The 24,126-nt window shown below is 54.3% G+C and carries 24 protein-coding genes, 1 tRNA gene and 1 other annotated feature; of the genes, 10 read left to right on the top strand and 15 right to left on the bottom strand.

Annotated elements, in window-relative coordinates:
- Nucleotides 1-443: 443 nt before the first annotated feature.
- From clpB to rluD, 3 genes are all read right to left on the bottom strand, one after another.
- On the bottom strand, nt 444-3,017 hold the full coding sequence (gene clpB, locus EGK14_RS02515; RefSeq protein WP_125287482.1) for an ATP-dependent chaperone ClpB: 2,574 nt from the start codon (nt 3,015-3,017) through the stop codon (nt 444-446).
- A gap of 125 nt (nt 3,018-3,142) precedes the next feature.
- Entirely contained in the window at nt 3,143-3,871 is a 729-nt protein-coding gene (yfiH, locus tag EGK14_RS02510; protein WP_125287481.1) for a purine nucleoside phosphorylase YfiH, read from the bottom strand.
- A complete protein-coding gene (gene rluD / locus EGK14_RS02505) occupies nt 3,871-4,848 on the bottom strand; it encodes a 23S rRNA pseudouridine(1911/1915/1917) synthase RluD (protein ID WP_125287480.1) in 978 nt (325 codons plus the stop codon). The genes yfiH and rluD overlap by 1 nt, the downstream gene beginning before the upstream one ends.
- A gap of 130 nt (nt 4,849-4,978) precedes the next feature.
- Here rluD and bamD point away from each other — a divergent pair, with 130 nt between their 5' ends.
- The 5 genes from bamD (at nt 4,979) to EGK14_RS02485 (ending at nt 9,194) form a co-directional block, all read left to right on the top strand.
- Complete coding sequence (gene bamD, locus EGK14_RS02500) at nt 4,979-5,710, top strand: outer membrane protein assembly factor BamD (protein WP_125287479.1); 732 nt, start codon at nt 4,979-4,981, stop codon at nt 5,708-5,710.
- A 260-nt stretch (nt 5,711-5,970) separates the two neighbouring features.
- Nucleotides 5,971-6,309, top strand: coding sequence for a ribosome-associated translation inhibitor RaiA (gene raiA / locus EGK14_RS02495; protein WP_125287478.1), 339 nt, complete (start codon nt 5,971-5,973; stop codon nt 6,307-6,309).
- A gap of 410 nt (nt 6,310-6,719) precedes the next feature.
- Nucleotides 6,720-6,844 (top strand) — a sequence feature (Phe leader region).
- Entirely contained in the window at nt 6,721-6,768 is a 48-nt protein-coding gene (pheL, locus tag EGK14_RS21375; RefSeq protein ID WP_199746341.1) for a pheA operon leader peptide PheL, read from the top strand. It overlaps the preceding feature by 48 nt.
- Before the next feature lie 22 nt (nt 6,845-6,866).
- Nucleotides 6,867-8,027, top strand: a complete 1,161-nt coding sequence (pheA, locus tag EGK14_RS02490) for a bifunctional chorismate mutase/prephenate dehydratase (protein WP_125287477.1) — start codon at nt 6,867-6,869, stop codon at nt 8,025-8,027.
- Nucleotides 8,028-8,147: 120 nt separating this feature from the next.
- Nucleotides 8,148-9,194: an ABC transporter substrate-binding protein gene (locus tag EGK14_RS02485; protein WP_125287476.1), complete on the top strand. Its 1,047-nt coding sequence runs from the start codon at nt 8,148-8,150 to the stop codon at nt 9,192-9,194.
- A gap of 258 nt (nt 9,195-9,452) precedes the next feature.
- Here EGK14_RS02485 and tyrA read toward each other — a convergent pair whose 3' ends face one another.
- Nucleotides 9,453-10,574 carry a bifunctional chorismate mutase/prephenate dehydrogenase gene (gene tyrA / locus EGK14_RS02480; RefSeq protein ID WP_125287475.1) on the bottom strand — a complete coding sequence of 374 codons (1,122 nt, stop codon included), beginning with the start codon at nt 10,572-10,574 and terminating at the stop codon, nt 9,453-9,455.
- Nucleotides 10,575-10,576: 2 nt separating this feature from the next.
- Nucleotides 10,577-11,656 (bottom strand): 3-deoxy-7-phosphoheptulonate synthase, encoded by a 1,080-nt coding sequence (locus EGK14_RS02475; RefSeq protein WP_125287504.1) that lies wholly within the window; start codon nt 11,654-11,656, stop codon nt 10,577-10,579.
- A gap of 455 nt (nt 11,657-12,111) precedes the next feature.
- Between EGK14_RS02475 and EGK14_RS02470 the strand changes: the two genes are divergently transcribed.
- The 3 genes from EGK14_RS02470 to EGK14_RS02460 all read left to right on the top strand — a co-directional run bounded on the left by EGK14_RS02470 (nt 12,112) and on the right by EGK14_RS02460 (nt 14,180).
- A complete protein-coding gene (locus tag EGK14_RS02470; RefSeq protein WP_125287474.1) occupies nt 12,112-12,627 on the top strand; it encodes a GNAT family N-acetyltransferase in 516 nt (171 codons plus the stop codon).
- 260 nt (nt 12,628-12,887) lie between these two features.
- Nucleotides 12,888-13,580, top strand: a complete 693-nt coding sequence (locus tag EGK14_RS02465) for a CTP synthase (RefSeq protein WP_125287473.1) — start codon at nt 12,888-12,890, stop codon at nt 13,578-13,580.
- Nucleotides 13,581-14,180 carry a glutathione S-transferase family protein gene (locus tag EGK14_RS02460; protein ID WP_125287472.1) on the top strand — a complete coding sequence of 200 codons (600 nt, stop codon included), beginning with the start codon at nt 13,581-13,583 and terminating at the stop codon, nt 14,178-14,180.
- Between the two features lie 61 nt (nt 14,181-14,241).
- On the opposite strand, the gene rplS is transcribed toward EGK14_RS02460, so the two are convergent.
- The 5 genes from rplS to ffh all read right to left on the bottom strand — a co-directional run bounded on the left by rplS (nt 14,242) and on the right by ffh (nt 17,769).
- On the bottom strand, nt 14,242-14,604 hold the full coding sequence (gene rplS / locus EGK14_RS02455; protein WP_024965502.1) for a 50S ribosomal protein L19: 363 nt from the start codon (nt 14,602-14,604) through the stop codon (nt 14,242-14,244).
- 45 nt (nt 14,605-14,649) lie between these two features.
- Nucleotides 14,650-15,459 (bottom strand): tRNA (guanosine(37)-N1)-methyltransferase TrmD, encoded by an 810-nt coding sequence (gene trmD, locus EGK14_RS02450; RefSeq protein ID WP_125287471.1) that lies wholly within the window; start codon nt 15,457-15,459, stop codon nt 14,650-14,652.
- The gene (gene rimM / locus EGK14_RS02445) at nt 15,456-16,004 is read right to left on the bottom strand and encodes a ribosome maturation factor RimM (protein ID WP_125287470.1); all 549 of its coding nucleotides are present in this window, start codon (nt 16,002-16,004) and stop codon (nt 15,456-15,458) included. The genes trmD and rimM overlap by 4 nt, the downstream gene beginning before the upstream one ends.
- 18 nt (nt 16,005-16,022) lie before the next feature.
- Nucleotides 16,023-16,271: a 30S ribosomal protein S16 gene (gene rpsP / locus EGK14_RS02440; protein WP_033739514.1), complete on the bottom strand. Its 249-nt coding sequence runs from the start codon at nt 16,269-16,271 to the stop codon at nt 16,023-16,025.
- Between the two features lie 136 nt (nt 16,272-16,407).
- Nucleotides 16,408-17,769, bottom strand: a complete 1,362-nt coding sequence (gene ffh / locus EGK14_RS02435; protein ID WP_125287469.1) for a signal recognition particle protein — start codon at nt 17,767-17,769, stop codon at nt 16,408-16,410.
- Nucleotides 17,770-17,927: 158 nt separating this feature from the next.
- On the opposite strand from ffh, the gene EGK14_RS02430 reads away from it, so the two are divergent.
- Nucleotides 17,928-18,719, top strand: a complete 792-nt coding sequence (locus EGK14_RS02430; protein WP_125287468.1) for an inner membrane protein YpjD — start codon at nt 17,928-17,930, stop codon at nt 18,717-18,719.
- A 25-nt stretch (nt 18,720-18,744) separates the two neighbouring features.
- Nucleotides 18,745-20,031 (top strand): HlyC/CorC family transporter, encoded by a 1,287-nt coding sequence (locus tag EGK14_RS02425; RefSeq protein WP_125287467.1) that lies wholly within the window; start codon nt 18,745-18,747, stop codon nt 20,029-20,031.
- A gap of 64 nt (nt 20,032-20,095) precedes the next feature.
- On the opposite strand, the gene luxS is transcribed toward EGK14_RS02425, so the two are convergent.
- The 5 genes from luxS to EGK14_RS02400 all read right to left on the bottom strand — a co-directional run bounded on the left by luxS (nt 20,096) and on the right by EGK14_RS02400 (nt 23,881).
- The gene (luxS, locus tag EGK14_RS02420) at nt 20,096-20,611 is read right to left on the bottom strand and encodes an S-ribosylhomocysteine lyase (RefSeq protein ID WP_125287466.1); all 516 of its coding nucleotides are present in this window, start codon (nt 20,609-20,611) and stop codon (nt 20,096-20,098) included.
- A gap of 152 nt (nt 20,612-20,763) precedes the next feature.
- Nucleotides 20,764-22,365, bottom strand: a complete 1,602-nt coding sequence (gshA, locus tag EGK14_RS02415; protein WP_199746339.1) for a glutamate--cysteine ligase — start codon at nt 22,363-22,365, stop codon at nt 20,764-20,766.
- A gap of 31 nt (nt 22,366-22,396) precedes the next feature.
- Nucleotides 22,397-22,822, bottom strand: coding sequence for a YqaA family protein (locus EGK14_RS02410; RefSeq protein ID WP_125287465.1), 426 nt, complete (start codon nt 22,820-22,822; stop codon nt 22,397-22,399).
- A complete protein-coding gene (gene yqaB / locus EGK14_RS02405; RefSeq protein ID WP_125287464.1) occupies nt 22,819-23,385 on the bottom strand; it encodes a fructose-1-phosphate/6-phosphogluconate phosphatase in 567 nt (188 codons plus the stop codon). Before yqaB ends, EGK14_RS02410 begins: the two co-directional genes overlap by 4 nt.
- A 419-nt stretch (nt 23,386-23,804) precedes the next feature.
- A tRNA-Arg gene (locus EGK14_RS02400) sits at nt 23,805-23,881 on the bottom strand.
- Between the last annotated feature and the right edge of the window lie 245 nt (nt 23,882-24,126).

Raw genomic sequence — 24,126 nt, 5'->3', positions numbered from 1 at the left:
CAAGTGTAAAACGTCATAATGAATTTCATTATGTGTTCACTCTTAAGACTTGATATTTTTTTGCGTCCGGAGACGCTTGATATCAATCCTGCGAGTGCCCACACAGATTGTCTGATAAATTGTTAAAGAGCGTTGCGGTAAGCGCCTTGGCGACTTACTGCGAGGTGGCGTATCTTACGCTTTCCTCCTTCAGAGTCAACCTCTTTTTCAGAAGTTTTTCTCCGGCGGTTCAGCTTCCTGAACCTCCTGAGCCGCTGGCCCGTAAGCCGTTGTGCCGTCTCAGTGGTTGCGCATTATAGGGAGTTCCTGGCGGCTGACAACCCCTAATTACAAAAAAACGTTCGATCGACTAAAAAACGTGCTCTGACGGCTAAAAAGCCCTGTTATTGGCGGCTAAATAAGCAAAAATGGGCCCGAAGGCCCATTTTTATTTGCTATGGCTGTTACTGCGTGGCCACTATAGCGCCATTTTGCACGTCCATTTGTATCGTTTTGCCCGGAACCAGCTGGCCCGAAAGTATCTGTTGTGCCAGTGGGTTCTCGATCTGCTGCTGAATCGCGCGTTTTAACGGCCTTGCCCCATATACCGGGTCATAACCGTTTTCGCCCAGCAGCTGTAGAGCGGCATCGGAAATATGTAGCTCATAGCCGCGATCGGTCAAACGATCGTACAGACGCTGCAGCTGAATTTTAGCAATAGAGGCAATGTGTTTTTCACCCAGCGGATGGAAGACCACCAGCTCATCAATACGGTTGATAAATTCCGGACGGAAATGCTGCCCTACCACATTCATAACAACATCTTTCATTTCCGCATAGCTTAACGCGCCAAAACGTTCCTGAATTAGATCGGAACCCAGGTTCGAGGTCATAATGACCACGGTATTGCGGAAATCAACCGTTCTGCCTTGCCCATCCGTCAGGCGGCCGTCGTCCAGCACCTGCAGCAGAATATTGAACACGTCCGGGTGCGCTTTCTCTATCTCGTCCAGCAAAATGACGGAGTAAGGGCGACGGCGCACGGCCTCGGTTAAATAGCCCCCCTCTTCGTAGCCAACATAGCCAGGAGGCGCTCCCACCAGACGCGATACCGAATGTTTTTCCATAAACTCCGACATATCCAGCCGCACCATTGCGTCATCACTGTCGAACATAAAGTTAGCCAATGCTTTACACAGCTCGGTTTTACCCACGCCCGTCGGGCCAAGGAACAGGAATGAGCCAATCGGACGATTAGGATCGGCCAGGCCTGCACGACTGCGGCGGATTGCATTAGAAACCGCCTCGACAGCTTCATCCTGTCCGATGACGCGCTGATGAAGCTCCTGTTCCATACGCAGCAGCTTGTCGCGCTCGCCTTCCATCATGCGATCCACCGGGATACCGGTCCAGCGAGCCAGCACGTCCGCGATCTCGACGTCCGTCACGCGATTGCGCAGCAGCCGCATCGTTTTCCCTTCCGCCTGCGTGGCGGCGGCCAGCTGTTTTTCCAGCTCCGGAATTTTGCCGTATTGCAGTTCCGACATCTGTGCCAGGTCACCGGTGCGACGCGCCTGCTCCAGCGACAGCTTCGCCTGTTCCAGCTCCGCTTTAATAGTTTGCGTGCCGGACAGCGAGGCTTTCTCTGCTTTCCACTCTTCTTCCAGCTCTGAATAGTCGCGCTCTTTCTGACTCAGCTCTTCTTCAAGCATCTCCAGCCGTTTGATACTGGCATCGTCAGACTCTTTTTTCAGCGCCTGCTGTTCCAGCTTCAGCTGAATGATACGGCGCTCCAGACGATCCAGCGCTTCCGGCTTGGAGTCAATCTGCATACGAATGCTGGAAGCCGCCTCGTCAATCAGGTCGATAGCCTTATCCGGCAGCTGCCTGTCGGCGATATAGCGGTGCGACAGCGTAGCCGCAGCCACGATAGCCGGGTCGGTAATCTGCACATGGTGATGCAGCTCGTAGCGCTCTTTCAGCCCGCGCAGAATAGCGATGGTGTCTTCCACGCTTGGCTCCGCCACGAAGACTTTCTGGAAACGACGCTCCAGCGCCGCATCCTTCTCTATATACTGGCGATACTCATCCAGCGTGGTGGCGCCAACGCAGTGCAGCTCGCCGCGAGCCAGCGCCGGTTTCAGCATGTTGCCGGCATCCATTGCGCCGTCCGCTTTTCCCGCGCCAACCATGGTGTGCAGCTCGTCAATAAACAGGATGACGTTGCCTTCCTGTTTGGACAGGTCGTTGAGCACGCCTTTCAGGCGCTCTTCAAATTCGCCGCGATACTTAGCGCCCGCCACCAGCGCGCCCATATCCAGCGCCAGCACCCGGCGACCTTTCAGCCCTTCCGGCACTTCGCCATTGATAATACGCTGCGCCAGCCCTTCCACAATTGCGGTTTTACCGACGCCAGGCTCGCCAATCAGCACCGGGTTGTTTTTGGTACGGCGCTGCAGAACCTGGATGGTGCGACGGATTTCCTCATCACGTCCGATAACCGGATCCAGTTTTCCTTTCTCCGCACGCTCGGTCAGGTCGATAGTGTATTTATTAAGGGCCTGGCGCTGATCTTCAGCTCCCTGATCGTTCACGGTTTCGCCTCCACGCAGCTGGTCAATGGCGCGCTGGAGTTTTTCGCTGGTCGCCCCGGCAGATTTCAACAAATCAGCCAGCGAGCCTCGCGAGTCAAGCGCGGCCAGAACAAAAAGTTCCGATGAGATAAAATTGTCGGCGCGCTTTTGCGCCAGTTTGTCGCACAAATTCAGCACGCGCACCAGGTCGGAGGAAGGCTGTACGTCGCCATCCGCGCCTTCAACCTGAGGCAAGCGGCTGATAGCCTGCTCAACGCCGTTGCGCAGTGCGGCAACGTCCACGCCGGCTGAAGTCAGTAAAGGAGAGACAGAACCGCCTTCCTGTTTGAGCAGAGCACTCATCAGATGCAGCGGTTCGATAAATTGATTGTCGCGCCCAAGCGCTAAAGACTGGGCATCGGCGAGAGCAAGCTGGAATTTATTAGTAAGACGATCCAGGCGCATAATTCCCCCATTCAGGTCAAATTGCTACTGGAGATTAAATGAGGTCTTCCCTCAAATTTTCAAGTTAAATGACCGGAATTTTTTGGTGAAAAAAAGCACAACCCGGACCGTCTTATGCGGACAGATTAACTCAGCCAGACCAAACTTGCCATTCGACCTGTTACGCCATCGCGTCTGTAGGAAAAAAATTGGTCAGGCTGCGAGAAAGTGCACAGCCCGCCACCAGTGAAGTGGCGCACGCCTTTGCGCCGTAGCCGCAGACGCGCAAGCTGCCAGATATCGGCGTAATATTTATCGCCCGAGGGCGTAAAAGCAGCAGCGTCCTCCGCATCCTGCGCTATAAATGCCTGCCGCACTTCCGCGCCAACCTCAAAAGCCTGCGGGCCAATTGCCGGCCCGAACCAGACCACGATCTCTTCTGACGGAGCCGTAAAGGCCGCCAGCGTCGCCTCCAGCACGCCTGCGCACAATCCCCGCCAGCCGGCATGAGCCGCAGCAACCTCTTTCCCATCCCGCGAGCAGAACAGAACCGGCAGGCAATCCGCCGTCATTACCGCGCAGACCACGCCAGGCTGACGGGTATAAACGGCATCGGCCTGTAGGGAAGCGGGCGCTTCATCGGTAAGCGCAAGGACGTTAACGCCGTGAACCTGCTCCAGCCAGACTGGCATAGCAGGCATTGCCGCCAGCGTAACCAGACGCTCGCGATTGTGCTGCACCGCCGCAGCCAGATCGCCGACATGTGCCCCAAGGTTCAGCGAATCCCAGGGAGTATGGCTGACGCCGTCACGGCGCGTGGTGCTGCAGGCCCGCACGTTAGCGGGCGCATTCCATTCGGGCGTAAGCAGGCTCATTACCAGTCCAGCCGATCTTTAAACTCTTCGGTATCCGCTTTTAACGCCTCAATCAATTCAACCATATCCTGCGGCAGCGGCGCATGCCATTCCATCTCGATACCGGTGACGGGATGATAAAGACGTAGCATGGTGGCGTGCAGCGCCTGACGATCGAATTTACGCAGCGTACCGATAAAATTCTCCGAGGCGCCTTTTGGCGGACGCGGACGACCGCCATACAGCGGATCGCCCACCAGCGGATGGCTGATATGAGACATATGCACACGGATTTGGTGAGTACGGCCCGTTTCGAGACGCAGACGCAGGCGCGTATGGGCACGGAAATGCTCCATAATGCGATAGTGCGTGGTAGCCGGTTTGCCCATTGGATGAACCGCCATATGCGTACGCTTGGTGGAGTGACGGCTAATCGGCTCATTAACCGTGCCGCCCGCCGTCATTCTGCCAATTGCTACCGCTTCATACTCACGGGTGAATTCACGCAGCTGTAAAGATTCTACCAGGTGCGTCTGCGCAGGTACCGTTTTAGCCACCACCATCAGGCCTGTGGTGTCTTTATCCAGACGGTGCACAATGCCCGCACGCGGCACATCTGCGATGGCCGGATAATGATAAAGCAGCGCGTTCAGCACCGTACCGTCGGGATTACCGGCGCCCGGATGCACCACCAGATCGCGTGGTTTGTTGATAACCAGAATATCGTCATCTTCATAAACGATGTTCAGCGGGATGTTTTGCGCTTCCCAGCGCGCTTCTTCTTCTATCTCCGCTTCGATAGCGATTTGTTCGCCACCGAGCAGTTTTTCTCTCGGTTTGTCGATGATTACGCCGTTGACGCTGATGCGCCGGTCGAGAATCCACTCTTTTATACGAGATCTTGAATAATCAGGGAACAATTCGGCCAAAGCCTGATCTAAGCGTTGTCCGAGTTGCGATTCGGAGACCGTTGCGTTGAGTTTTACTTGTTGTGCCATAAACAGCTTCTTCGTTAACGTTGGGTTTTCACGGCGATGCCGTTTAATATAATGTGCTATTGTACCTGGTCACTATCGGGAGCTACATGGACAGCTTCCTGAATAACACTCTGAGGATAATCAAATCGTCATGACGCGTATGAAATATCTGGTGGCTGCAGCCACGTTGAGCCTGGCATTAGCGGGTTGTTCCGGCTCGAAGGATACGGTGCCCGATAGCCCGCCTTCCGAGATCTATGCCACAGCCCAGCAAAAACTGCAGGACGGTAACTTTAAAGGAGCAATAACGCAACTGGAAGCGCTTGATAACCGCTATCCGTTCGGGCCTTACTCCCAGCAAGTTCAGCTGGACCTGATCTACGCTTACTATAAAAATGCCGATTTACCGCTGGCGCAGGCCGCGATCGACCGCTTTATGCGTCTGAATCCAACCCACCCGAATATTGATTACGTGATTTATATGCGTGGTCTGACGGATATGGCGCTTGATGACAGCGCGCTGCAGGGCTTCTTCGGTATCGATCGTTCCGATCGCGATCCTTCTCACGCTCGTGACGCCTTCCACGACTTCTCTCAGCTGCTGCGCGGTTACCCGAACAGTCAGTACGCGACGGACGCAAGAAAGCGCCTTATCTATCTGAAAGATCGTCTGGCGAAGTATGAGCTTTCCGTGGCGCAATTCTACACCAAGCGTGAAGCTTATGTCGCTGTTGTTAATCGCGTTGAGCAAATGATGAAAGATTATCCGGATACGCAGGCGACGCGCCAGGCGCTGCCGCTGATGGAAAACGCTTATCGTAAGATGCAGCTGACCGCAGAAGCGGACAAAGTAGCGAAACTTATCGCGGCCAATCAGGCTTAACATAAAAAACGGCAGCGTTCGCGCTGCCTTTTTTTCACCGGCATCGGGCGTATCACGCTGTTCCACCGGCAGGTTAACTTATCTATCATGCCTGTGAAAAAACCTCTCTACAAGCGCCTTCGCTACGATTACCAGCCTGCCTCACAAAATCTTCACTTTTGACAAAAAGTGACAAAATAAAGTGATGCAAATCACGCATTACGCCCTTTTCCAGGATATGCTTACTCTACATTCGACGGAAATGATTAGAGGTAAGCACTATGGTTCTGAACATTACCAGCAAGCAAATGGACATCACCCCGGCTATCCGCCAACATGTCGAAGAGCGTCTCGCCAAACTGGAAAAATGGCAAACCCATCTGATTAATCCGCATATCGTGCTTTCCAAAGAGCCGAAAGAATACGTTGCCGATGCCACTATCAACACGCCGAACGGCCCGCTGGTTGCCAGCGCCAAACATGATGATATGTATGCGGCCATCAACGAACTGATCGCTAAGCTGGAGCGTCAGCTGAACAAGGTTCAGCACAAGGGCGAAGCGAAGCGCGCCCAGGCCAGCGTTAAAGATATAAGCGTTATCGATCAGGAACTGGAGTAAAGTTAATAACGCGCCTGCGGGCGCGTTTTTGTTTGGCCGCCAGGCCTGCTGGCGGCTGAAAATTATTGTGCCCTTCCCCGCTTTGCTCTGTCACTCATGCCTTTCCCGCAACCTCTATAATAAATTTGTAGTAGCAGTCACCACACAGCGCATCGTCATTGGCCAACAGTCGTGCAAAAAAACGCCGCCTGAGCCCACACTCCTGGCAAGATTTTAAGGCGATAATGCTGCTTTAAATACGCGATTTCGGCTAGCTGACGCCTCTGCAAGCAGAGAGAAGAGCATATCCCGGTAGCGCAGCTTCTTCGTCAGCCCTTCAGCCCTGCCGCTCCGCCACCCGAAACGCGTTTTTTATTGACAGCATTAAATCGCTGCGGTTACTTTAACCTTCTGACAATCGTGGATACTCTGATGAAACAGCTGCCGTTCTTCTTCGCCTTCTTTTTTACCTTCCGTTGACCGGGAGGCAATTCGTCGTATAAGAAAGCATGCGAAGACGAATAACAAGGCCTCCCAACCGGGAGGCTTTTTTTTTATGAACATCTGACAGGTAGCCTATGACCACCGAAAATCCTCTGCTGGGCCTGCGCGAAAAAATCAGCGCGCTGGATGAACAACTGCTGAGCCTGCTGGCTAACCGCCGGGCGCTGGCGATTGAGGTTGCGAAGGCGAAAATGGCCACGCACCGCCCCGTACGCGATATCGATCGCGAGCGCGATCTGCTGGAACACCTGGTCACGCTGGGTAAAGCTCATCAGCTGGATGCGCACTACATCACCCGACTTTTTCAGCTGATTATTGAAGATTCCGTGCTGACGCAGCAGGCGTTGCTGCAAAAGCATCTGAACCAGACCAGTGCGCAGTCGGCGCGTATCGCTTTCCTTGGCCCAAAAGGCTCTTATTCGCATCTTGCCTCACGTAACTATGCCGCTCGCCACTTCGACAGGTTTATCGAGTGCGGCTGCCTGAACTTCCGCGACATATTTAATCAGGTGGAAACAGGCCAGGCCGACTACGCGGTATTGCCGATCGAAAACACCAGCTCCGGCTCGATCAATGAGGTGTACGATTTGCTGCAGCAGACCAGCCTTTCGCTGGTTGGCGAGATGACGCTCCCAATCGATCACTGCGTGCTGGTTACCGGCAGCACGGACTTACAGCAGATAGAAACCGTTTACAGTCATCCCCAGCCTTTCCAGCAGTGCAGCGAGTTTATCCATCGCTATCCACACTGGAAGATTGAATATACTGAAAGCACCGCGGCCGCGATGGAGCAGGTTGCAGCGCTGAATTCACCGAAGGTCGCAGCGCTGGGCAGCCAGGCGGGCGGCGAGCTGTATAACCTGCAGGTGCTCGAGCGCAACCTGGCTAACCAGCAGCAGAATATCACCCGCTTTGTTATCCTCGCGCGCAAACCCATTGAGGTCACGCTTCAGGTTCCGGCCAAAACTACGTTAATTATGGCAACCGGACAGCAGGCTGGTGCGCTGGTAGAAGCGCTGTTGGTGCTGCGTCAGCATAATCTGGTGATGAGCAAACTGGAATCACGCCCGATTAACGGCAATCCATGGGAAGAGATGTTTTATATCGATTTCCAGGGCAACCTGCGCTCGGAAGAAGTGCAGCAGGCGTTACGCGAACTGGCACCTATTACGCGTTCGCTGAAAGTGCTGGGCTGTTACCCAAGCGAAAACGTGCTGCCGGTCGACCCTTCCTGAGCACCGCCTCAGCCGCTTTCAAAGGCGGCTGAAACTTTTGGCCTACACCTCGCCTGGATCATTTACCTGCACCGCCCTGACGCTATATCATCGACTATATAACGTTTCTCAGGGAAATTTATGCGCAACTTTTTACGCTCCGCAGTGTTGCTTTCACTTGGCCTGTCGGCCTTTTCCGCTTGTGCCGATCGTCAGGTTATCGATCAGCTGGGTCGCCAGGTCACGCTTCCCGATCGCGTCGATCGCGTCGTGGTCTTGCAGCATCAAACCCTCAATATCCTGGTGCAGCTGGATGCCACTAATACCCTGGTTGGCATCCTTGGTAACTGGAAGCAGCAGCTCGGCGACGGCTATTCGCGGCTGGCGCCGGAACTGACGCGCCTGCCGACGCTGGGTGATTTAACTCACGTGGATGTAGAAAAGCTGGTTGCGCTACATCCGCAGGTGGTTTTTGTCACTAACTATGCGCCGCAGGAGATGATTGACCAGATCCAGAAGCTCGGCATCGCCGTTATCGCCATCTCGCTGCGCGCCGATAACCAACAGCAAAACCGTCTGAATGCCGATCTGGCTGACGAAGAGCAGGCTTATAGTGAAGGATTAAAAGAAGGCGTTCGCCTGATTGGCGAGGTAGTAAACCATCAGCAGCAGGCCGAAACGCTGATTAAAGCCACTTTCAATCAACGGCAGCAAACGGGCAGTCGGCTACAGGCTATCCCCGCTTCGCAGCGCATTCGGGTCTATATGGCTAATCCCGACCTTACGACCTACGGCTCCGGCAAATATACCGGCCTGATGATGGCGCATGCCGGTGCGGTGAACGTCGCCGCCGCAACGGTGAAAGGGTACAAGCAGGTTTCTATGGAGCAGATCCTCGCCTGGGATCCGCAGGTGATCTTCGTGCAGGATCGCTACCCGCAGGTGATTGCCGGGATCGACCAGCAGCCCGCCTGGCAGGCTGTGGATGCCGTTAAGCATCATCGCGTTTATCTGATGCCGGAATATGCCAAGGCCTGGGGCTATCCGATGCCGGAAGCGCTGGCGCTGGGTGAATTGTGGATGGCAAAAAAACTCTATCCGGAAAAATTCCATGATGTCGATATGCAGCAAAAAGCGGACGCCTGGTATCAGCGCTTCTATCGTACCTCCTATACGGGTAGCAACTGATGGGCCTTACCGTTCTGTCTGCCGGAAGCCTTTACGCCGCGTGGCCCGGGATTACAACTATTACTATCCCGCCGCCTTTCTGTATCCGCGCGGACTATGCTTTTGCCCTGTGTCATGCAAAAGCACAGCCGCAGGCAGATTTCTTACTGAGCGTCGAGGCGCAGGAAGTTTTAGAAAAAGGCGGCTTTCTCCCACTGGAGAAGAGAGCCTGAGGCGAGAATACAGGCCGCGATCGGGCCTGCATTTTATCCAAAGCCGTTACCGGCGGCTGTCGTTGGCCTGACGCAGCAGCGAACGACTTTCCAGCATAAAGCTCTGGGCGTAATCGCCAAACCAATGCTCTACGCGACGGAAACTGTCGACGAACGCCTGCTTGTCGCCCCGCTCCAGCAGCTGAATAGCCTCGCCGAAGCGCTGATAGTAACGCTTAATCAGCGCCAGATTATTTTCTGAGGACATGATGATGTCCGCATAGAGCTGAGGATCCTGCGCAAAGAGTCTGCCCACCATCGCCAGCTCCAGGCGGTAAATAGGCGATGAAAGCGCCAGAAGCTGCTCAAGGTTCACGTTCTCTTCCGCCAGATGCAGGCCATAGGCAAAGGTGGCGAAGTGACGCAGCGCCTGAATAAAGGCCATGTTCTGGTCATGCTCGACCGCGCTGATGCGGTGCAGACGTGCGCCCCAGACCTGGATCTGCTCCAGAAACCACTGATAGGCTTCCGGCTGACGACCGTCGCACCAGACCACCACCTGCTTCGCCAGGCTACCGCTGTCCGGGCCAAACATCGGATGCAGCCCCAGCACCGGGCCGCTGTGTGCGGCCAGCATTGCCTGAAGCGGGCCGTTTTTCACAGAGGCAAGATCCACCAGGATACAGTCTTCCGGCAGCGGTGGCAGGTCGGCAATTACTTTTTCCGTCAGGTGGATCGGCACGCTGATGATGACCATTCCGGCATCTGCCAGCAGGCTTTCCGCCTGTGCCCACTCCTCTTTATCCAGCGTTTTTACCTGGTAACCAGAAAGGGTCAGCATCTTTTCAAACAGCCGCCCCATTTTGCCCTTGCCGCCAACGATGACGACCGGGCGAAGCTGCGGATGCAGGGTTTTAAAGCCCTTATCGTTTTCGCTGGTGTAGGATTCGCGCATAACGCGGCGCAGCACATCTTCGATCAGGTCTGGCGGCACGCCAAGCGCCTCTGCCTCTTTACGCCGTGACGCCAGCATGGAAGCTTCGCGCTCCGGCACGTAAATCGGCAGACCGTAGCGGCTTTTTACTTCGCCCACCTCGGCGACCAGGCTCAGCCTTTTGGCCAGCAGGTCGAGCAGGGCCTTGTCCACTTCATCAATTTGATCGCGCAGCGCGGTCAGTTCAGCCACCATAATTAACCCTCTTGCGACAGACGCGCCGCCAGTACTCCGTCCAGTTCCTGATGAATTGTGCGCAACAGCGTTTCGGTTGTTTCCCAGTTGATGCAGGCATCGGTCACGGAAACGCCGTAGCGCATGGCGCTTTTGGGCTGTTCGGACGACTGGCTGCCTTCGTGCAGATGGCTTTCCAGCATCAGCCCAATCACGGAACGGTTGCCGTCCCTGATTTGCGAGACGGCGGACTCGGCTACGCCGGACTGGCGACGGAAGTCTTTGTTAGAATTACCATGGCTGCAATCTATCATCAGCGCCGGACGGAGTCCCGCCTGAAGCATCTCTTTTTCACACTGCGCGACATCTTCCGGCCCGTAGTTTGGCTGTTTGCCGCCGCGCAGGATAACGTGGCCATCCGGATTGCCCTGGGTCTGCAACAGGCAAACCTGCCCGCTCTGGTTAATCCCTACAAAGCGGTGTGGCATAGCCGCCGCGCGCATAGCATTGATTGCCGTGCTGAGGCTGCCGTCCGTGCCATTTTTAAATCCAACGGGCATGGAGAGGCCGGAAGCCATTTCACGATGAGTTTGCGATTCGGTAGTGCGAGCGCCGATAGCCGACCAGCTAAACAGATCGCCCAGGTATTGCGGACTGTTAGGATCTAACGCTTCCGTAGCCAGCGGTAACCCCATCGCAACCAGTTCTACCAGCAGCTGCCGGGCGATATGCAGACCGGCTTCCATATCAAAAGAGTTATCCATGTGCGGATCGTTGATCAGACCTTTCCAGCCCACGGTGGTGCGAGGCTTTTCAAAGTAGACGCGCATCACGATATAGAGCTGATCGTTAAGATCGTCAGAGAGCGCTTTCAGATGCCGCGCATACTCCAGCGCTGCTTCGGTATCATGGATGGAACAGGGGCCGCACACCACCAGCAGACGGTGATCTTTTCCGCTGATAATGTCTGAAATCGTCTGACGCGAAGCGGCAATTTGCGCCTGCTGCGCGTCGGTCAACGGGAACTTGTTTTTCAGTTCCTGCGGCGTAATTAAAATCTGTTCGTCCGCGATATGAACGTTGTTCAGCGCATCTTTTTGCATGGTCGTCAGCTCTCTTAGTGGTCCCGTCAGCCTGTCATCAAGGTGCAGATACTGTATCAGAAGCGATACATAACTCAATGCACCCATGTACACTTTTATTACCACAGTAATTAAACGGAAGATAAATTTTATTTTATTTATATAAAAAACAATAAATTAAATTATAATCAGCATCAATATTTCGCATCAGCATATGTAAACTTAGATTTACATTAATAATGCATGTATACCGCTAATTTTTTTACCCGCCCTGACTGACACCTCATCACTACCTTGGTGGATTTGCTAAGTGGGCCTTTATACGTTGTTCTGCAGCAGCCGAAATAGTTAACGCTAAAAACAAACGAGGGGGACTGTGACAGCCTGCCATCCCTTTCCAAACATGGACTTTTCCTGACTTATATTCACCTCAATAATGCGTTATAAAATATTAATAACTCTAAAGGAGAAGCCCTATGCAAGTCGTTTACCGTCCTTACCACCATGACGATGCCGTAGCGTTTGCCCAGGCCGTCAATAGCTCCCTGGATACGTTGCGCCCCTGGCTACTTTGGGCCCATGAAGGGTTTACCCTGGAAGAAGCTCGCCGCTGGTTTACCGCCACCCATACGCTGCGTGAAACCGGTGAAGCCAACGAGCTGGGCCTGTTTGCCGAAGATGGCCGCTTGCTGGGCGGCGCGGGGCTACGTTATTCCACCACGCAAAAAAATCTGTGTTCAATGGGGTATTGGGTACGTAGCAGTGAACAACGACAGGGAGTAGCCAGCCAGGCGGTGCATTATCTTCTCGATCTGGCATGGCAGGACGGAAAAACCGAGACGGTGGAAATCCTGGCGGTGGCGGAAAATGTCGCCAGCCGTCGCGTGGCAGAAAAGTGCGGCGCATCCCTGATCGACATTAAGCACGGGTTGATCGTGCTGGATAGCGGCCCGGCGGAGACGGCCATTTATCACTTTCACCGCCCGCGCTAACTTCATGCAACCTTATGCCGCCACCCGATATTTTTATCGGGTCTTAAGTGTGGCCTGAAGCGCACAGGCATTCTGACCGCAAGGCTCGCTACTAAGAAAATCAGTAAGGTTGCTGAAGGGAATATTTTCTGTCGATTTTTACTTATGGCCTGGCGTGCAGAAACGTTCAGACTATGGTGCTCATTCTGAGGGAAAGCCGTGAGGTTGCGCATATGTTGCTAATGTTATAGCCTATTTTTTTCTCCGAGCCGGAAATAACGATGCACGCACCTGCCCGTATTGCCCTTGTCGGCGATTTTCGCCCTGATGCCGTAGCCCACCAGGCTATCCCTCCCGCTATCAATCTGGCCGCTGACTCGCTTGACCTGAAGGTAGAGGCAGAGTGGTTACCTACGGAAAGCATTACCTCGCCTGAAGTCATGCACCGCTTTGATGCGGTTTGGGTGGTACCGGGCAGTCCTTATCACCATGATGAGGGCGCCTTTATGGCTATCACCTGGGCGCGCGAAAACAATATTCCTTTTCTCGGCTCCTGCGGCGGTTTTCAGTATGCGCTTATTGAGTACGCACGCAATGTTATGGGCTGGCAGGATGCGGCGCATGCGGAAACCGATACGGAAGGCCGCATGGTCATCGCGCCGCTTAACTGCTCGCTGGTGGAACAGACGGGCGATATCGTTATTACAGCCGGTTCAGTGATAGCAAAAGCCTACGGCAAACTCAGCACGCATGAAGGTTACCACTGTAATTTTGGCGTGAATCCGGATTTCGAAAAAGAACTGGCTGATTATCCGTTGCAGATTGCAGCAAGAGATCGTGAAGGCGATGTGCGCGGCATAGAATTGCCCGGTCACCGCTTCTTTGTCGCCACGCTATTTCAATCCGAGCGGGCCTCTCTACGTCACGCGCTTTCACCGCTGGTTGTCGCCCTGCTTAGCGAGGCCGCACGCTAAATGAACGTTTATACCTTTCCTAAAAGCCGCTCATTGCGGGTTTTGTGGACGCTGGAAGAACTCCAGCTCGATTACACCACCTCTCCGGTAGAGCTGTTTTCTACGCAGCCGTTAGCCTGTTCGCCCCACCCTTTACATAAAGTTCCTGTCCTGGAGGACGAGGGAAACCTTATCTTTGAAACGGTAGCTATCTGTCAGTATCTGGGTGAAAAAAAAGGTGATGGGGAACTTTATCCGACGGATCCATTACGCAAGGCCAAAGTAAACGAGTGGCTCAGCTTCGCTTTGACCGATTTGGAATCGCCCATCTGGACGCTGATCAAGCATAAATTTCTGCTACCTGAGGCGCTGCGTTCACCAGCCGTGATCGAGGCAATGTTTGGTGACGCCTGTAAGACGCTTAGCGCTGTTGCCGTGCCCGAAGAGGGCTGGATCGCCGGTGAGCACTTTACGCTGGCGGATATTTTCCTTTCGCATACCCTGATGTGGGCGCAACTGTGCGGATTACCGGCTGACGATAAATTAACCCGTTACGTAGAGAACTGTCAGCGAAGGGAAGCGTTCAGCAAAGCACTGGAAAGAAATAACCGCACGGCCTGACGCGTGTTTTGCGGATAAAAAAAGGGCCGGCCTTTCGGCCAGCCCCCAGTTTCGTATTAACTTAGGATGCTGCTTTAGCGCCCAGACGTTCTTTGATACGTGCAGACTTACCGGTACGCTCACGCAGGTAGTACAGTTTGGCCTTACGTACGGCACCACGGCGTTTAACAGCGATGCTGTCGATTACAGGTGAGTGAGTCTGGAATACACGCTCAACACCTTCGCCGTTAGAAATTTTACGAACGGTGAATGCAGAGTGCAGACCGCGGTTACGAATAGCGATAACCACGCCCTCGAATGCCTGCAGACGCTTCTTGGAGCCTTCAACAACCCATACTTTCACTTCCACGGAATCGCCCGGACGGAATGAAGGTACGTCCTGTTTCATCTGCTCTTGTTCGATTTGCTTGATAATGTTGCTCATAATTAAATCTCTTATCCTGGGTAAACTGATATTCAGGCGCCGCGGCTACTGCCCGGACTGCCCATCATCGTTATGTTGCCGTCTGAATTCCTTTTGGAACTCCTTCAACAACTTTGCTTGCTCTTCAGTCAGAGCCAGGTTTTCCAGAAGTTCAGGTCTTCTTAGCCAGGTACGGCCCAGCGACTGTTTCAGGCGCCAGCGGCGAATTTCGGCATGGTTGCCCGACAGCAGAACTGGCGGAACCTCCATCCCCTCTAACACTTCAGGTCGGGTATAGTGCGGACAGTCCAGCAATCCCTCGGAAAACGAATCTTCCTCGGCCGATGCCTGCTTGCCCAGTACGCCGGGTATAAACCGGGCGACCGAATCAATCAGCGTCATTGCCGGCAGTTCCCCACCGCTGAGCACGTAATCCCCGATCGACCACTCTTCATCGATTTCGGTTTGGATGACGCGCTCATCTATCCCTTCATAGCGACCACATACCAGAATTAACTTCTCGCTGGTCGCCAGCTCGCAAACCCCAACTTGATCGAGTTTGCGTCCCTGAGGCGAAAGATAAATCACCTTAGCGCCTTCTCCTGCCGCCGCTTTTGCTGCGTGGATGGCATCCCGTAAGGGCTGAACCATCATTAGCATTCCCGGTCCGCCGCCGTAAGGACGATCGTCCACGGTACGGTGCCGGTCATGAGTGAAGTCGCGAGGACTCCAGCTCTGAATGCTGAGCAGGCCATTTTTTACTGCCCGGCCAGTTACTCCGTATTCGGTAATTGCGCTAAACATCTCAGGGAACAGGCTGATTATGCCAATCCACATCGACTGCGCCGGAGTGTTACCGTCTTGTCCGGAGCTCAAAAACCAGGATCCCAATCTACTTCGATGGTGCCGGTAGTGAGATCGACATTCTTGATAACCTGTCCATCAAGGAACGGAATCAGCCGCTCCTTCGCACCAAACGCATCCTTCAGGTTTGCCCTCACGACGAGAACGTCGTTTGAACCGGTTTCCATCATATCAATGACTTTGCCCAGCTCGTATCCTTGCGTGGTTACTACCTGGCAGCCCATCAGGTCTTTCCAGTAATAGTCACCGCTTTCCAGAGGAGGCAGCTGCTCCGCGTCTACCACAATTTCGCAATTGGTGAGTAGCGTGGCCGCATCACGATCGTCAATGCCTTTGACTTTGATGATCATGTCCTGATTGTGGCGCTTCCAGCCTTCCAGCTCGATAAGCTGCCATTGACCCGCCCGCTGGATAAACCAGGGTTGGTAGTCAAAAATGCTTTCAGCATCTTCGGTGGAGGAAAACACTTTGAGCCAACCACGAATACCGTAGGCCGACCCCATCTTTCCCAGAATTAACGGGTTAGCGGGCGGCTGGGCGGTGAGTTGCTTGCTCATGTTGACCACCGTGACAGATTAAGCTGCTTTCTTAGCTTCTTTGATCAGCGCGTTAACGCGATCGGAAAGAGTAGCGCCCTGGCCAACCCAGTGCTCAATGCGGTCCAGATCCAGACGCAGTGCTTCAGCCTGACCAGAAGCGATCGGGTTGAAGAAACCAACGCGCTCGATGAAGCGGCCGTTGCGAGCGTTGCGGCTGTCAGTGACAACTACCTGATAAAACGGACGCTTTTTAGCGCCGTGACGTGCCAAACGAATTGTTACCATAACATCCTCTTTAGTTAATAAAACAACCGGGCCCCATTGAGGGAACGGGGCCCGGGTGCAATATAAAAAGCCCGAAAATTTTACTCATTTTGGCGTAAAAAGCAATCTAATTCGCCTGAGCGCTTTTCCGGCTCGATTAACGGCCCGGGAAGCCCGGCGGCATCATACCTTTCATGCCGCGCATCATCTTCGCCATTCCGCCCTTCTTCATCTTTTTCATCATGCGCTGCATATCGTCAAACTGCTTAAGCAAGCGGTTGACGTCCTGCACCTGCATACCGGAGCCCGTCGCGATACGACGCTTGCGGGACCCTTTGATAATTTCCGGCTTCTCGCGCTCTTTGCGCGTCATGGAATTGATCATCGCTTCCATGCGCACCAGCACTTTATCGTCCATCTGCGATTTAACGTTGTCCGGCAGCTGGCCCATGCCCGGCAGTTTGCCCATCAGGCTGGCCATGCCGCCCATGTTGCGCATCTGCTTGAGCTGCTCCAGGAAGTCGTTGAGATCGAAGCCGTCGCCTTTTTTCAGCTTGCTGGCGAGCTTCTCTGCCTGCGCGCGGTCGACTTTGCTTTCGATATCTTCAATCAGCGACAGAACGTCGCCCATCCCCAGAATACGGGAAGCGATACGGTCCGGATAAAACGGCTCCAGCGCCTCGGTTTTTTCGCCGACGCCCATAAACTTAATCGGCTTGCCGGTGATATGACGGATAGAGAGCGCCGCACCGCCGCGCGCGTCACCGTCAACCTTGGTCAGAATAACGCCGGTCAGCGGCAGCGCTTCGTTAAAGGCTTTCGCGGTGTTCGCCGCATCCTGACCGGTCATGGCGTCGACCACAAACAGCGTTTCCACCGGATTGATGGCGGCGTGAACCTGTTTGATCTCGTCCATCATCGCTTCGTCAACATGCAGACGACCGGCGGTATCCACCAGCAGCACGTCGTAGAACTTCAGTTTTGCCTGCTGAAGCGCATTTTTAACGATATCGACCGGCTTCTGGCTCAGGTCGGACGGGCAGAAATCGACGCCAACCTGCTCCGCCAGGGTTTCCAGCTGTTTGATCGCCGCCGGGCGGTAAACGTCGGCAGAAACCACCAGCACTTTCTTCTTGTGCTTCTCGCGCAGGAATTTACCCAGCTTGCCGACGCTGGTGGTTTTACCCGCACCCTGCAAGCCCGCCATCAGCACCACAGCCGGTGGCTGAGCGGCCAGATTGAGCGTGTTGTTCTCGGCGCCCATGGCGGCAACCAGCTCATTCTGAACGATCTTCACAAACTCCTGACCCGGCGTCAGGCTCTTGTTGACGTCGTGACCCACGGCGCGCTCTTTGACGCGGCCGATAAAGTCACGCACTACCGGCAGCGCAACGTCTGCCTCAAGCAGCGCCATGCGCACTTCGCGCAGGGTGTCCTTAATGTTGTCTTCTGTCAGCCGTCCACGGCCACTGATATTGCGCAGGGTCTGCGACAATCTGTCGGTTAAATTATCAAACATCGTCTCTCGCTCAACGTAATGAGAGGTCGCCAGGCGACACAATGGCGCAGATTATAACATGAAGACGCGGCGATCTCAGCCATCCGCGTTGAGATCGTTTGGAGCCAGCGGCCGCTGGCGCTATACTGCTTTTTTTCATAGCCTTGCCGGTACCACCTATGTCCGTTTTTGCGATCCTGGCGCTGCTCGCCTACTCTTTCAGCCTTGCCCTGATTATTCCCAGCCTGCTGCGCAAGCAGAGCGCGTGGCGAGGCATGGCCGTTATCTCCGCCGTTGTCGCGCTGGTGTGTCATGGCGTCGCGCTGGAACAGCGTATTTTCACAGCGGAAGGCGGTCAGAACCTTAGCCTGTTGAATATCGGATCGCTGGTCAGCCTGCTGATCTGCGCCATTATGACCATCGTGGCCTCGCGCAATCGCGGCTGGATCCTGCTGCCTTTGGTCTACAGCTTCGCGCTGATCAACCTGGCTTTCGCCACCTTTGTGCCCAACGCATTTATCACCCATCTGGAAACCACGCCCGGCATGATGGTGCACATCGGGCTGGCGCTGTTTGCCTATGCTACGCTAATGATTGCGGCGCTTTATGCGCTACAGCTGGCGTGGATAGACTGGCTGCTGAAAAACAAAAAGCTGGCTTTCAGCAAGGACATTCCGCCGCTGATGACCATCGAGCGCAAAATGTTCCATATCACCCAGATCGGAGTAGTGTTGCTGACGCTGGTGCTGTGTACCGGTCTGTTTTATATGCAGGACCTGTTCAGCCGTGAAAACGTGGATAAAGCCGTGCTGTCGATTCTGGCGTGGTTTGTCTATATCGTTTTGCTCTGGGGTCACTATCATGAAGGGTGGCGCGGTCGCCGCGTGGCCTGGTTCAATTTCGGCGGCGCGTTTCTGCTGACCATGGCCTACTTTGGCAGCCGTATGCTGCAACACTTTTTGTCCTCCTGATCCTCCACTACAAGGAATTCCCTCGTTGGAACAAGTTTCAACCACCACGCTGATTATTATTCTTTTCGTTATGGTGCTGGTGTCGGCGTGGTTCGCCGGCTCCGAAACCGGCATGATGACGCTCAACCGCTATAAGCTGCGCCATCAGGCTAAAAACGGCGATCGCGCCGCCCGTCGGGTAGAGAAACTGCTGCGTCGCCCCGATCGCCTGCTCAGCCTGGTGCTGATCGGCAACAACCTCGTTAATATTCTCGCCTCCGCGCTGGCAACCATCGTCGGGATGCGCCTGCACGGTGATGAAGGCGTGGCTATCGCCACCGGCATCCTGACGTTTGTGGTGCTGGTGTTTGCGGAAGTACTGCCGAAAACCGTTGCCGCGCTTTATCCTGAAAAAGTCGCTTTCCCCAGCAGCCTGCTGTTAGGCCCGCTGCAAATCATCATGATGCCGCTGGTCTGGCTGCTGAATACCATTACCCGCGTGCTGATGCGGATGGTCGGCATGAAAACCGACAGCGCCGCCACCTCCGCGCTGAGCAAAGAAGAGCTGCGCACCATCGTGTATGAATCGCGCACGCTGATGTCGCACCGCAATCAGGATATGCTGCTGTCCGTGCTGGATCTGGAAAAAGTGAACGTTGACGACATTATGGTGCCGCGCAATGAAATCGTGGGCATTAATATCAACGATGACTGGAAATCCATCGTGCGGCAGCTGACGCACTCACCGCATGGCCGCATCGTGCTCTATCGCGATTCGCTGGACGATACCATCAGTATGCTGCGCGTGCGGGAAGCCTACCGCCTGATGACCGAGAAAAAAGAGTTCACCAAAGAAGTCATGCTGCGCGCGGCGGATGAGATTTACTACGTGCCGGAAGGCACGCCGCTGAACATCCAGCTGGTGAAGTTCCAGCGCAATAAGAAGAAAGTAGGTCTGGTTGTCGATGAATATGGCGATATTAAAGGCCTGATCACCATTGAAGACATTCTGGAAGAGATAGTCGGCGATTTCACCACCTCCATGTCCCCGACGCTGGCGGAAGAAGTGATGCCGCAGAATGACGGCTCGGTGCTGATTGAAGGCAGCGCTAACGTGCGCGAGCTGAACAAGGCCTTTAACTGGCAGCTGCCGGAAGAGGAAGCGCGTACGGTTAACGGCATGATTCTGGAAGTGCTGGAAGATATTCCGCTGCCCAACACTACGGTGCATATCGGTCACTATGCGATCGATATCCTCGACGTGCAGGAGAATATGATTAAACAGGTTCGCGTTACGCCGCAAAAGCCGCTGAAGGAGTCGGTGGGTTCCTGATAGCTATCCCCTGCCGCCAGGGGATAAACAACCGGATTTCTGCAAGGGAAGCCCGGTTAACTGACTAGATGTGCAGTTCCTGCAGTTTATCCTGCGGCAGTGCCAGCTCATCGTTGTGGTTCACGCCGATATCATGCTCAATGATGTGACGCGCGATATCCTGCGCTTCATCCAGAGAGTGCATTTCATAGGTGCCGCACTGGTACTCGTTCAGCTCAGGAATTTTGCGCTGATCGGTCACTTTCAGCACGTCCTGCATCGCGGCTTTCCAGGCTTTCGCCACGCGCTGCTCGTCCGGCGTGCCAATCAGGCTCATATAGAAACCGGTGCGGCAGCCCATTGGCGAGATATCGATGATTTCAACGCCGTCGCCGTTCAGATGGTTACGCATAAAACCGGCAAACAGGTGCTCCAGCGTGTGGATACCGCGCTCCGGCATCACTTCTTTGTTTGGCCGGCAGAAGCGCAGATCGAAAACGGTAATGGTATCGCCGTGCGGCGTGTTCATGGTTTTCGCTACGCGAACCGCAGGCGCCGCCATGATGGTATGATCGACGGTAAAGCTATCCAGCAATGGCATATGGTTACCTCTGATAAATTTATTTTCGCAGTGATGAAACTTTCTCTGTCGACTCGTGGTCTGAATCTATGAAAGACGCGCATTTTGTTATCATCATCCCTGACAACAGAGATGTTAATTTGGCCACATTGATGTGGCCTTTTTCTTTTGCGTTAGCTTCGGCTTTTCAGAAAGTCTTCAAAGCTAAGCGTATCACTTTCTTCGATTTCCTGCTGGCTAACGTTTGAACGGATAGCCTCCTGCTCAAAGTCGCTTTCCGTCAGGATCTCCAGCTGCTCGTTCGCCAGCTGGGCATGATACTGCTCTGCCAGCGCCAGGCCCGTCCCCGCCAGCCCGTTCTCTTTCAGCGCCGTCAGGAAACGCGCCGAATAGGTCAGATCGGGATCGTCAAACGAGGCGGCCAGACGATCGCAGGCGGCCTGATAATGACGATCGCCCTGCTGACGATCGAGCGTTTCCGCCACGCGCTGCAGATCTTTAAACAGGTTTTTGCCGACTTCCGCCAGCGGGAACTGCGCTTCTTCACAGCCGATACCCAGCATCAGGCCGGGCTTACGCCCTTCCAGAATGACCCGGTTCCAGTTAGCGCGCGTACAGAGCAGCTCTTCGCTGCTCATTTCCGGCGCGTCGGCCAGCGTACACCAGATCAGGAACAGATCGAGGAAGCGCACCTGGTTTTCATCCACGCCTGTCGGCGAGAACGGGTTGATATCCAGCGAGCGCACTTCAATGTACTCAATGCCGCCGCGCAGCAGCGCATCGGAAGGATTTTCGCCGGAGCGCGTAACGCGTTTCGGGCGGATCGGCGCATACAGCTCGTTTTCAATCTGTAGTACGTTAGTGTTGAGCTGCAGCCAGTTGCCCTGTTCATCCTTCACGCCCATGCGCGCGTACTCTTCCGAAGGCGTTTTAATCGCTGCCTTCAATGCTTTGACATAGTCAGGAAGATTATTGAAGGTAATGCCCAGCCCGCTCTGCGATTTATTGGTATAGCCCAGGTCACTCAGACGCAGAGAGGTGGCGTAAGGCAAATAGAGCAGGCCGTTTTCGGTACGCTCAAACGGTAAGTCCGTCTCTTTCCCCTGCAGGAAAGAAGAGCAAACGGCCGGAGAAGCGCCAAACAGATAAGGAATGATCCAGCCAAAGCGATAGTAGTTGCGGATCAGGCGCAGATAGCCTTCCGAAATCGCATCGGTTCCGCTCTGCCCTTCTTTCCCATCCGTCCAGGCCTGCCAGAACGAGAGCGGCAGCGAGAAATTATAGTGCACGCCGGAGATAACCTGCATCAGCGCGCCATAGCGGTTCTTCAGGCCCTGGCGATAGAGCGTTTTCATCTGCCCGATATTGGAGCGCCCGTACTGCGCCAGCTCTATTTTATCGCTGTCGTCAATCAGGCACGGCATACTCATCGGCCACATCCGCTCCGCACCGAGATCGCGTGAGACGTGACGATGAATATCGCGCAGAAAAGCCAGCAGATGATCGATGTCACGATCTACCGGCGTAATAAATTCCAGCAGCGTTTCAGCAAAATCGGTGGTAATCCACTTGTGGGTCAAGGCTGAACCCAGCGATTTAGGGTGTCCGCTGGTGGCCAGATGGCCATCAGGTTTAACACGCAGCGTTTCGCGTTCAATGCCGCGACCAATACCTTTCATTGCCTCAGGGTGAGCTTCCAGCCAGGAAAGCGCCTGTGATACGTCCGGGATCAAATTGACCTCCCGCTTGGGGAAAAATTTATTATTGTTCAGCATAATGTTAATCATGATAGCGACGCTTAGCGAATCACTGCCACCATTCCATGCCCTGTAATGTTGCGAAAGCCAGCACACCATAGCGCAACGTCTTGCCCACGGCGAGCCAGAGCGCAACCGGAAGCCAGGCGAAGCGAAGCCAACCCGCGAGAACGCAAAGCAGATCGCCAATAACCGGCAACCAGCTAAGAAGTAACGCGGCAGGCCCCCATCGGTGCAGCCACGCTGTTGCTGTGTTATGCCATCGCCCCTGCTGTTTTAGCGGCAGACAGCGACCGATGATAACATTGGTTAAACCGCCGAGGGTGTTACCCAGGGCAGCAATGCCGGTCACGCCGAGCGCGGAAGCTTTTCCCGACAGCAGCAGCGAAACCAGCAGCACTTCTGAGTTTCCCGGCAGCAGCGTGGCGCTCAGGAAACCGCTGACAAACATTGAACCGTATAGCCAGTCGCTCACAGACGCCTGACGTCGACGAAAGCCATGCCGGCCGCCTGCGCGGCCTGAATACCGAAATCGGCGTCTTCAAATACGATACAGCGCTCGGGCGCGACACCGATTAATTCGGCGCAGCGCAGAAACGTATCCGGTTCAGGCTTATGACGCTTAACGTCATCAGCGCCAACAACCGCGTCAAAATAGTCGCGAAGCCCTAAATGTTGCAGCAGCGCTTCGGCTACGGCGTGCTCGCTGCCGGTTCCGACCGCCATAGGCCGTTTACCGCGGTAGGCTTTAACGACTTCAACCAGCGGCAGCGGCTGGACGCTATCGAAAAGCATCTCTTTCAGCGCCGCGGTTTTTTCTGCGGCCAGCCGATGAGGATCGAGGCTGCTCTGATAGCTGTTGATGATAGCTTCCGCTATCCGCCACGTTGGTGAGCCGTTCAGCTTAATCAGCGACAGGTCGTCAAAGCGCATATCGTAGCGCGCCAGAACGGTTCGCCAGGCTTTACGATGTGTAGGTTCCGTATCCAGAATCGTGCCGTCCATATCAAATATCAAGCCGTCATAACTGTCGTACACGGAAGCCCCCGTCCCTGAATCAACGAACGTTTACTTTAGCGTAAAGCACCGAACTTGTCGCTGCCAGCATGGATCCGCAAATGCCTTGAAACGTATAGGGTTTTTTATTATCAGATTATATCCTTATGAACAGATAGCCTTAATTGAGGCCAAAAAGCACAAAAGTGTCACCAGGGAACCGTCTTTGGGCCGGCAATGAACAGGTATATAACGGGAAAAGCAGGAAGTGAAGAAACGTATATTATAAAGCGACGTGATAATTTCGCTTGGTTAAGGCAGCGAATATGAGGATACGCAGGGGGGACTGGAAAAGCAAAAGGCAGATTTTTCGGTTTGATTGTAAAGAATTGCTGTAGCGTCAGCGCGACAGGCTTTGTACGGTATGGCGGTTAAGAGATTGCGATGAGATATTTAAGATATGGTGCATCCGGGAGGATTCGAACCTCCGACCGCTCGGTTCGTAGCCGAGTACTCTATCCAGCTGAGCTACGGATGCATTGAGGAAAGCTAAAGATACTGCCTGATACAACTAAACAGGGTACATCCGGGAAGATGATTCGGCTTGCGCTTTACCCTTCGGGCCATCGCTTAGCGATGTTATCCTCTCTGTACAGACTGCAAGCTTTTCACAGTATGTCAGTTAAGATATTGCTGCCACATTACTAAAATATGGTGCATCCGGGAGGATTCGAACCTCCGACCGCTCGGTTCGTAGCCGAGTACTCTATCCAGCTGAGCTAC

This window comes from Erwinia sp. 198 (assembly GCF_003937915.1).
GTDB lineage: Bacteria > Pseudomonadota > Gammaproteobacteria > Enterobacterales > Enterobacteriaceae > Erwinia > Erwinia aeris.
Note: the sequence above shows the minus strand (reverse complement) of the source record. Positions and strands in the feature narration are given on the sequence as shown.

What these genes read in the sequence shown, in the direction of transcription:
- clpB (WP_125287482.1), bottom strand. Translation starts at nt 3,017, where the DNA reads ATGCGCCTGGATCGTCTTACTAATAAATTCCAGCTTGCTCTCGCCGAT.
- yfiH (WP_125287481.1), bottom strand. Translation starts at nt 3,871, where the DNA reads ATGAGCCTGCTTACGCCCGAATGGAATGCGCCCGCTAACGTGCGGGCC.
- rluD (WP_125287480.1), bottom strand. Translation starts at nt 4,848, where the DNA reads ATGGCACAACAAGTAAAACTCAACGCAACGGTCTCCGAATCGCAACTC.
- bamD (WP_125287479.1), top strand. Translation starts at nt 4,979, where the DNA reads ATGACGCGTATGAAATATCTGGTGGCTGCAGCCACGTTGAGCCTGGCA.
- raiA (WP_125287478.1), top strand. Translation starts at nt 5,971, where the DNA reads ATGGTTCTGAACATTACCAGCAAGCAAATGGACATCACCCCGGCTATC.
- pheA (WP_125287477.1), top strand. Translation starts at nt 6,867, where the DNA reads ATGACCACCGAAAATCCTCTGCTGGGCCTGCGCGAAAAAATCAGCGCG.
- EGK14_RS02485 (WP_125287476.1), top strand. Translation starts at nt 8,148, where the DNA reads ATGCGCAACTTTTTACGCTCCGCAGTGTTGCTTTCACTTGGCCTGTCG.
- tyrA (WP_125287475.1), bottom strand. Translation starts at nt 10,574, where the DNA reads ATGGTGGCTGAACTGACCGCGCTGCGCGATCAAATTGATGAAGTGGAC.
- EGK14_RS02475 (WP_125287504.1), bottom strand. Translation starts at nt 11,656, where the DNA reads ATGCAAAAAGATGCGCTGAACAACGTTCATATCGCGGACGAACAGATT.
- EGK14_RS02470 (WP_125287474.1), top strand. Translation starts at nt 12,112, where the DNA reads ATGCAAGTCGTTTACCGTCCTTACCACCATGACGATGCCGTAGCGTTT.
- EGK14_RS02465 (WP_125287473.1), top strand. Translation starts at nt 12,888, where the DNA reads ATGCACGCACCTGCCCGTATTGCCCTTGTCGGCGATTTTCGCCCTGAT.
- EGK14_RS02460 (WP_125287472.1), top strand. Translation starts at nt 13,581, where the DNA reads ATGAACGTTTATACCTTTCCTAAAAGCCGCTCATTGCGGGTTTTGTGG.
- rplS (WP_024965502.1), bottom strand. Translation starts at nt 14,604, where the DNA reads ATGAGCAACATTATCAAGCAAATCGAACAAGAGCAGATGAAACAGGAC.
- rimM (WP_125287470.1), bottom strand. Translation starts at nt 16,004, where the DNA reads ATGAGCAAGCAACTCACCGCCCAGCCGCCCGCTAACCCGTTAATTCTG.
- rpsP (WP_033739514.1), bottom strand. Translation starts at nt 16,271, where the DNA reads ATGGTAACAATTCGTTTGGCACGTCACGGCGCTAAAAAGCGTCCGTTT.
- ffh (WP_125287469.1), bottom strand. Translation starts at nt 17,769, where the DNA reads ATGTTTGATAATTTAACCGACAGATTGTCGCAGACCCTGCGCAATATC.
- EGK14_RS02430 (WP_125287468.1), top strand. Translation starts at nt 17,928, where the DNA reads ATGTCCGTTTTTGCGATCCTGGCGCTGCTCGCCTACTCTTTCAGCCTT.
- luxS (WP_125287466.1), bottom strand. Translation starts at nt 20,611, where the DNA reads ATGCCATTGCTGGATAGCTTTACCGTCGATCATACCATCATGGCGGCG.
- gshA (WP_199746339.1), bottom strand. Translation starts at nt 22,365, where the DNA reads ATGCTGAACAATAATAAATTTTTCCCCAAGCGGGAGGTCAATTTGATC.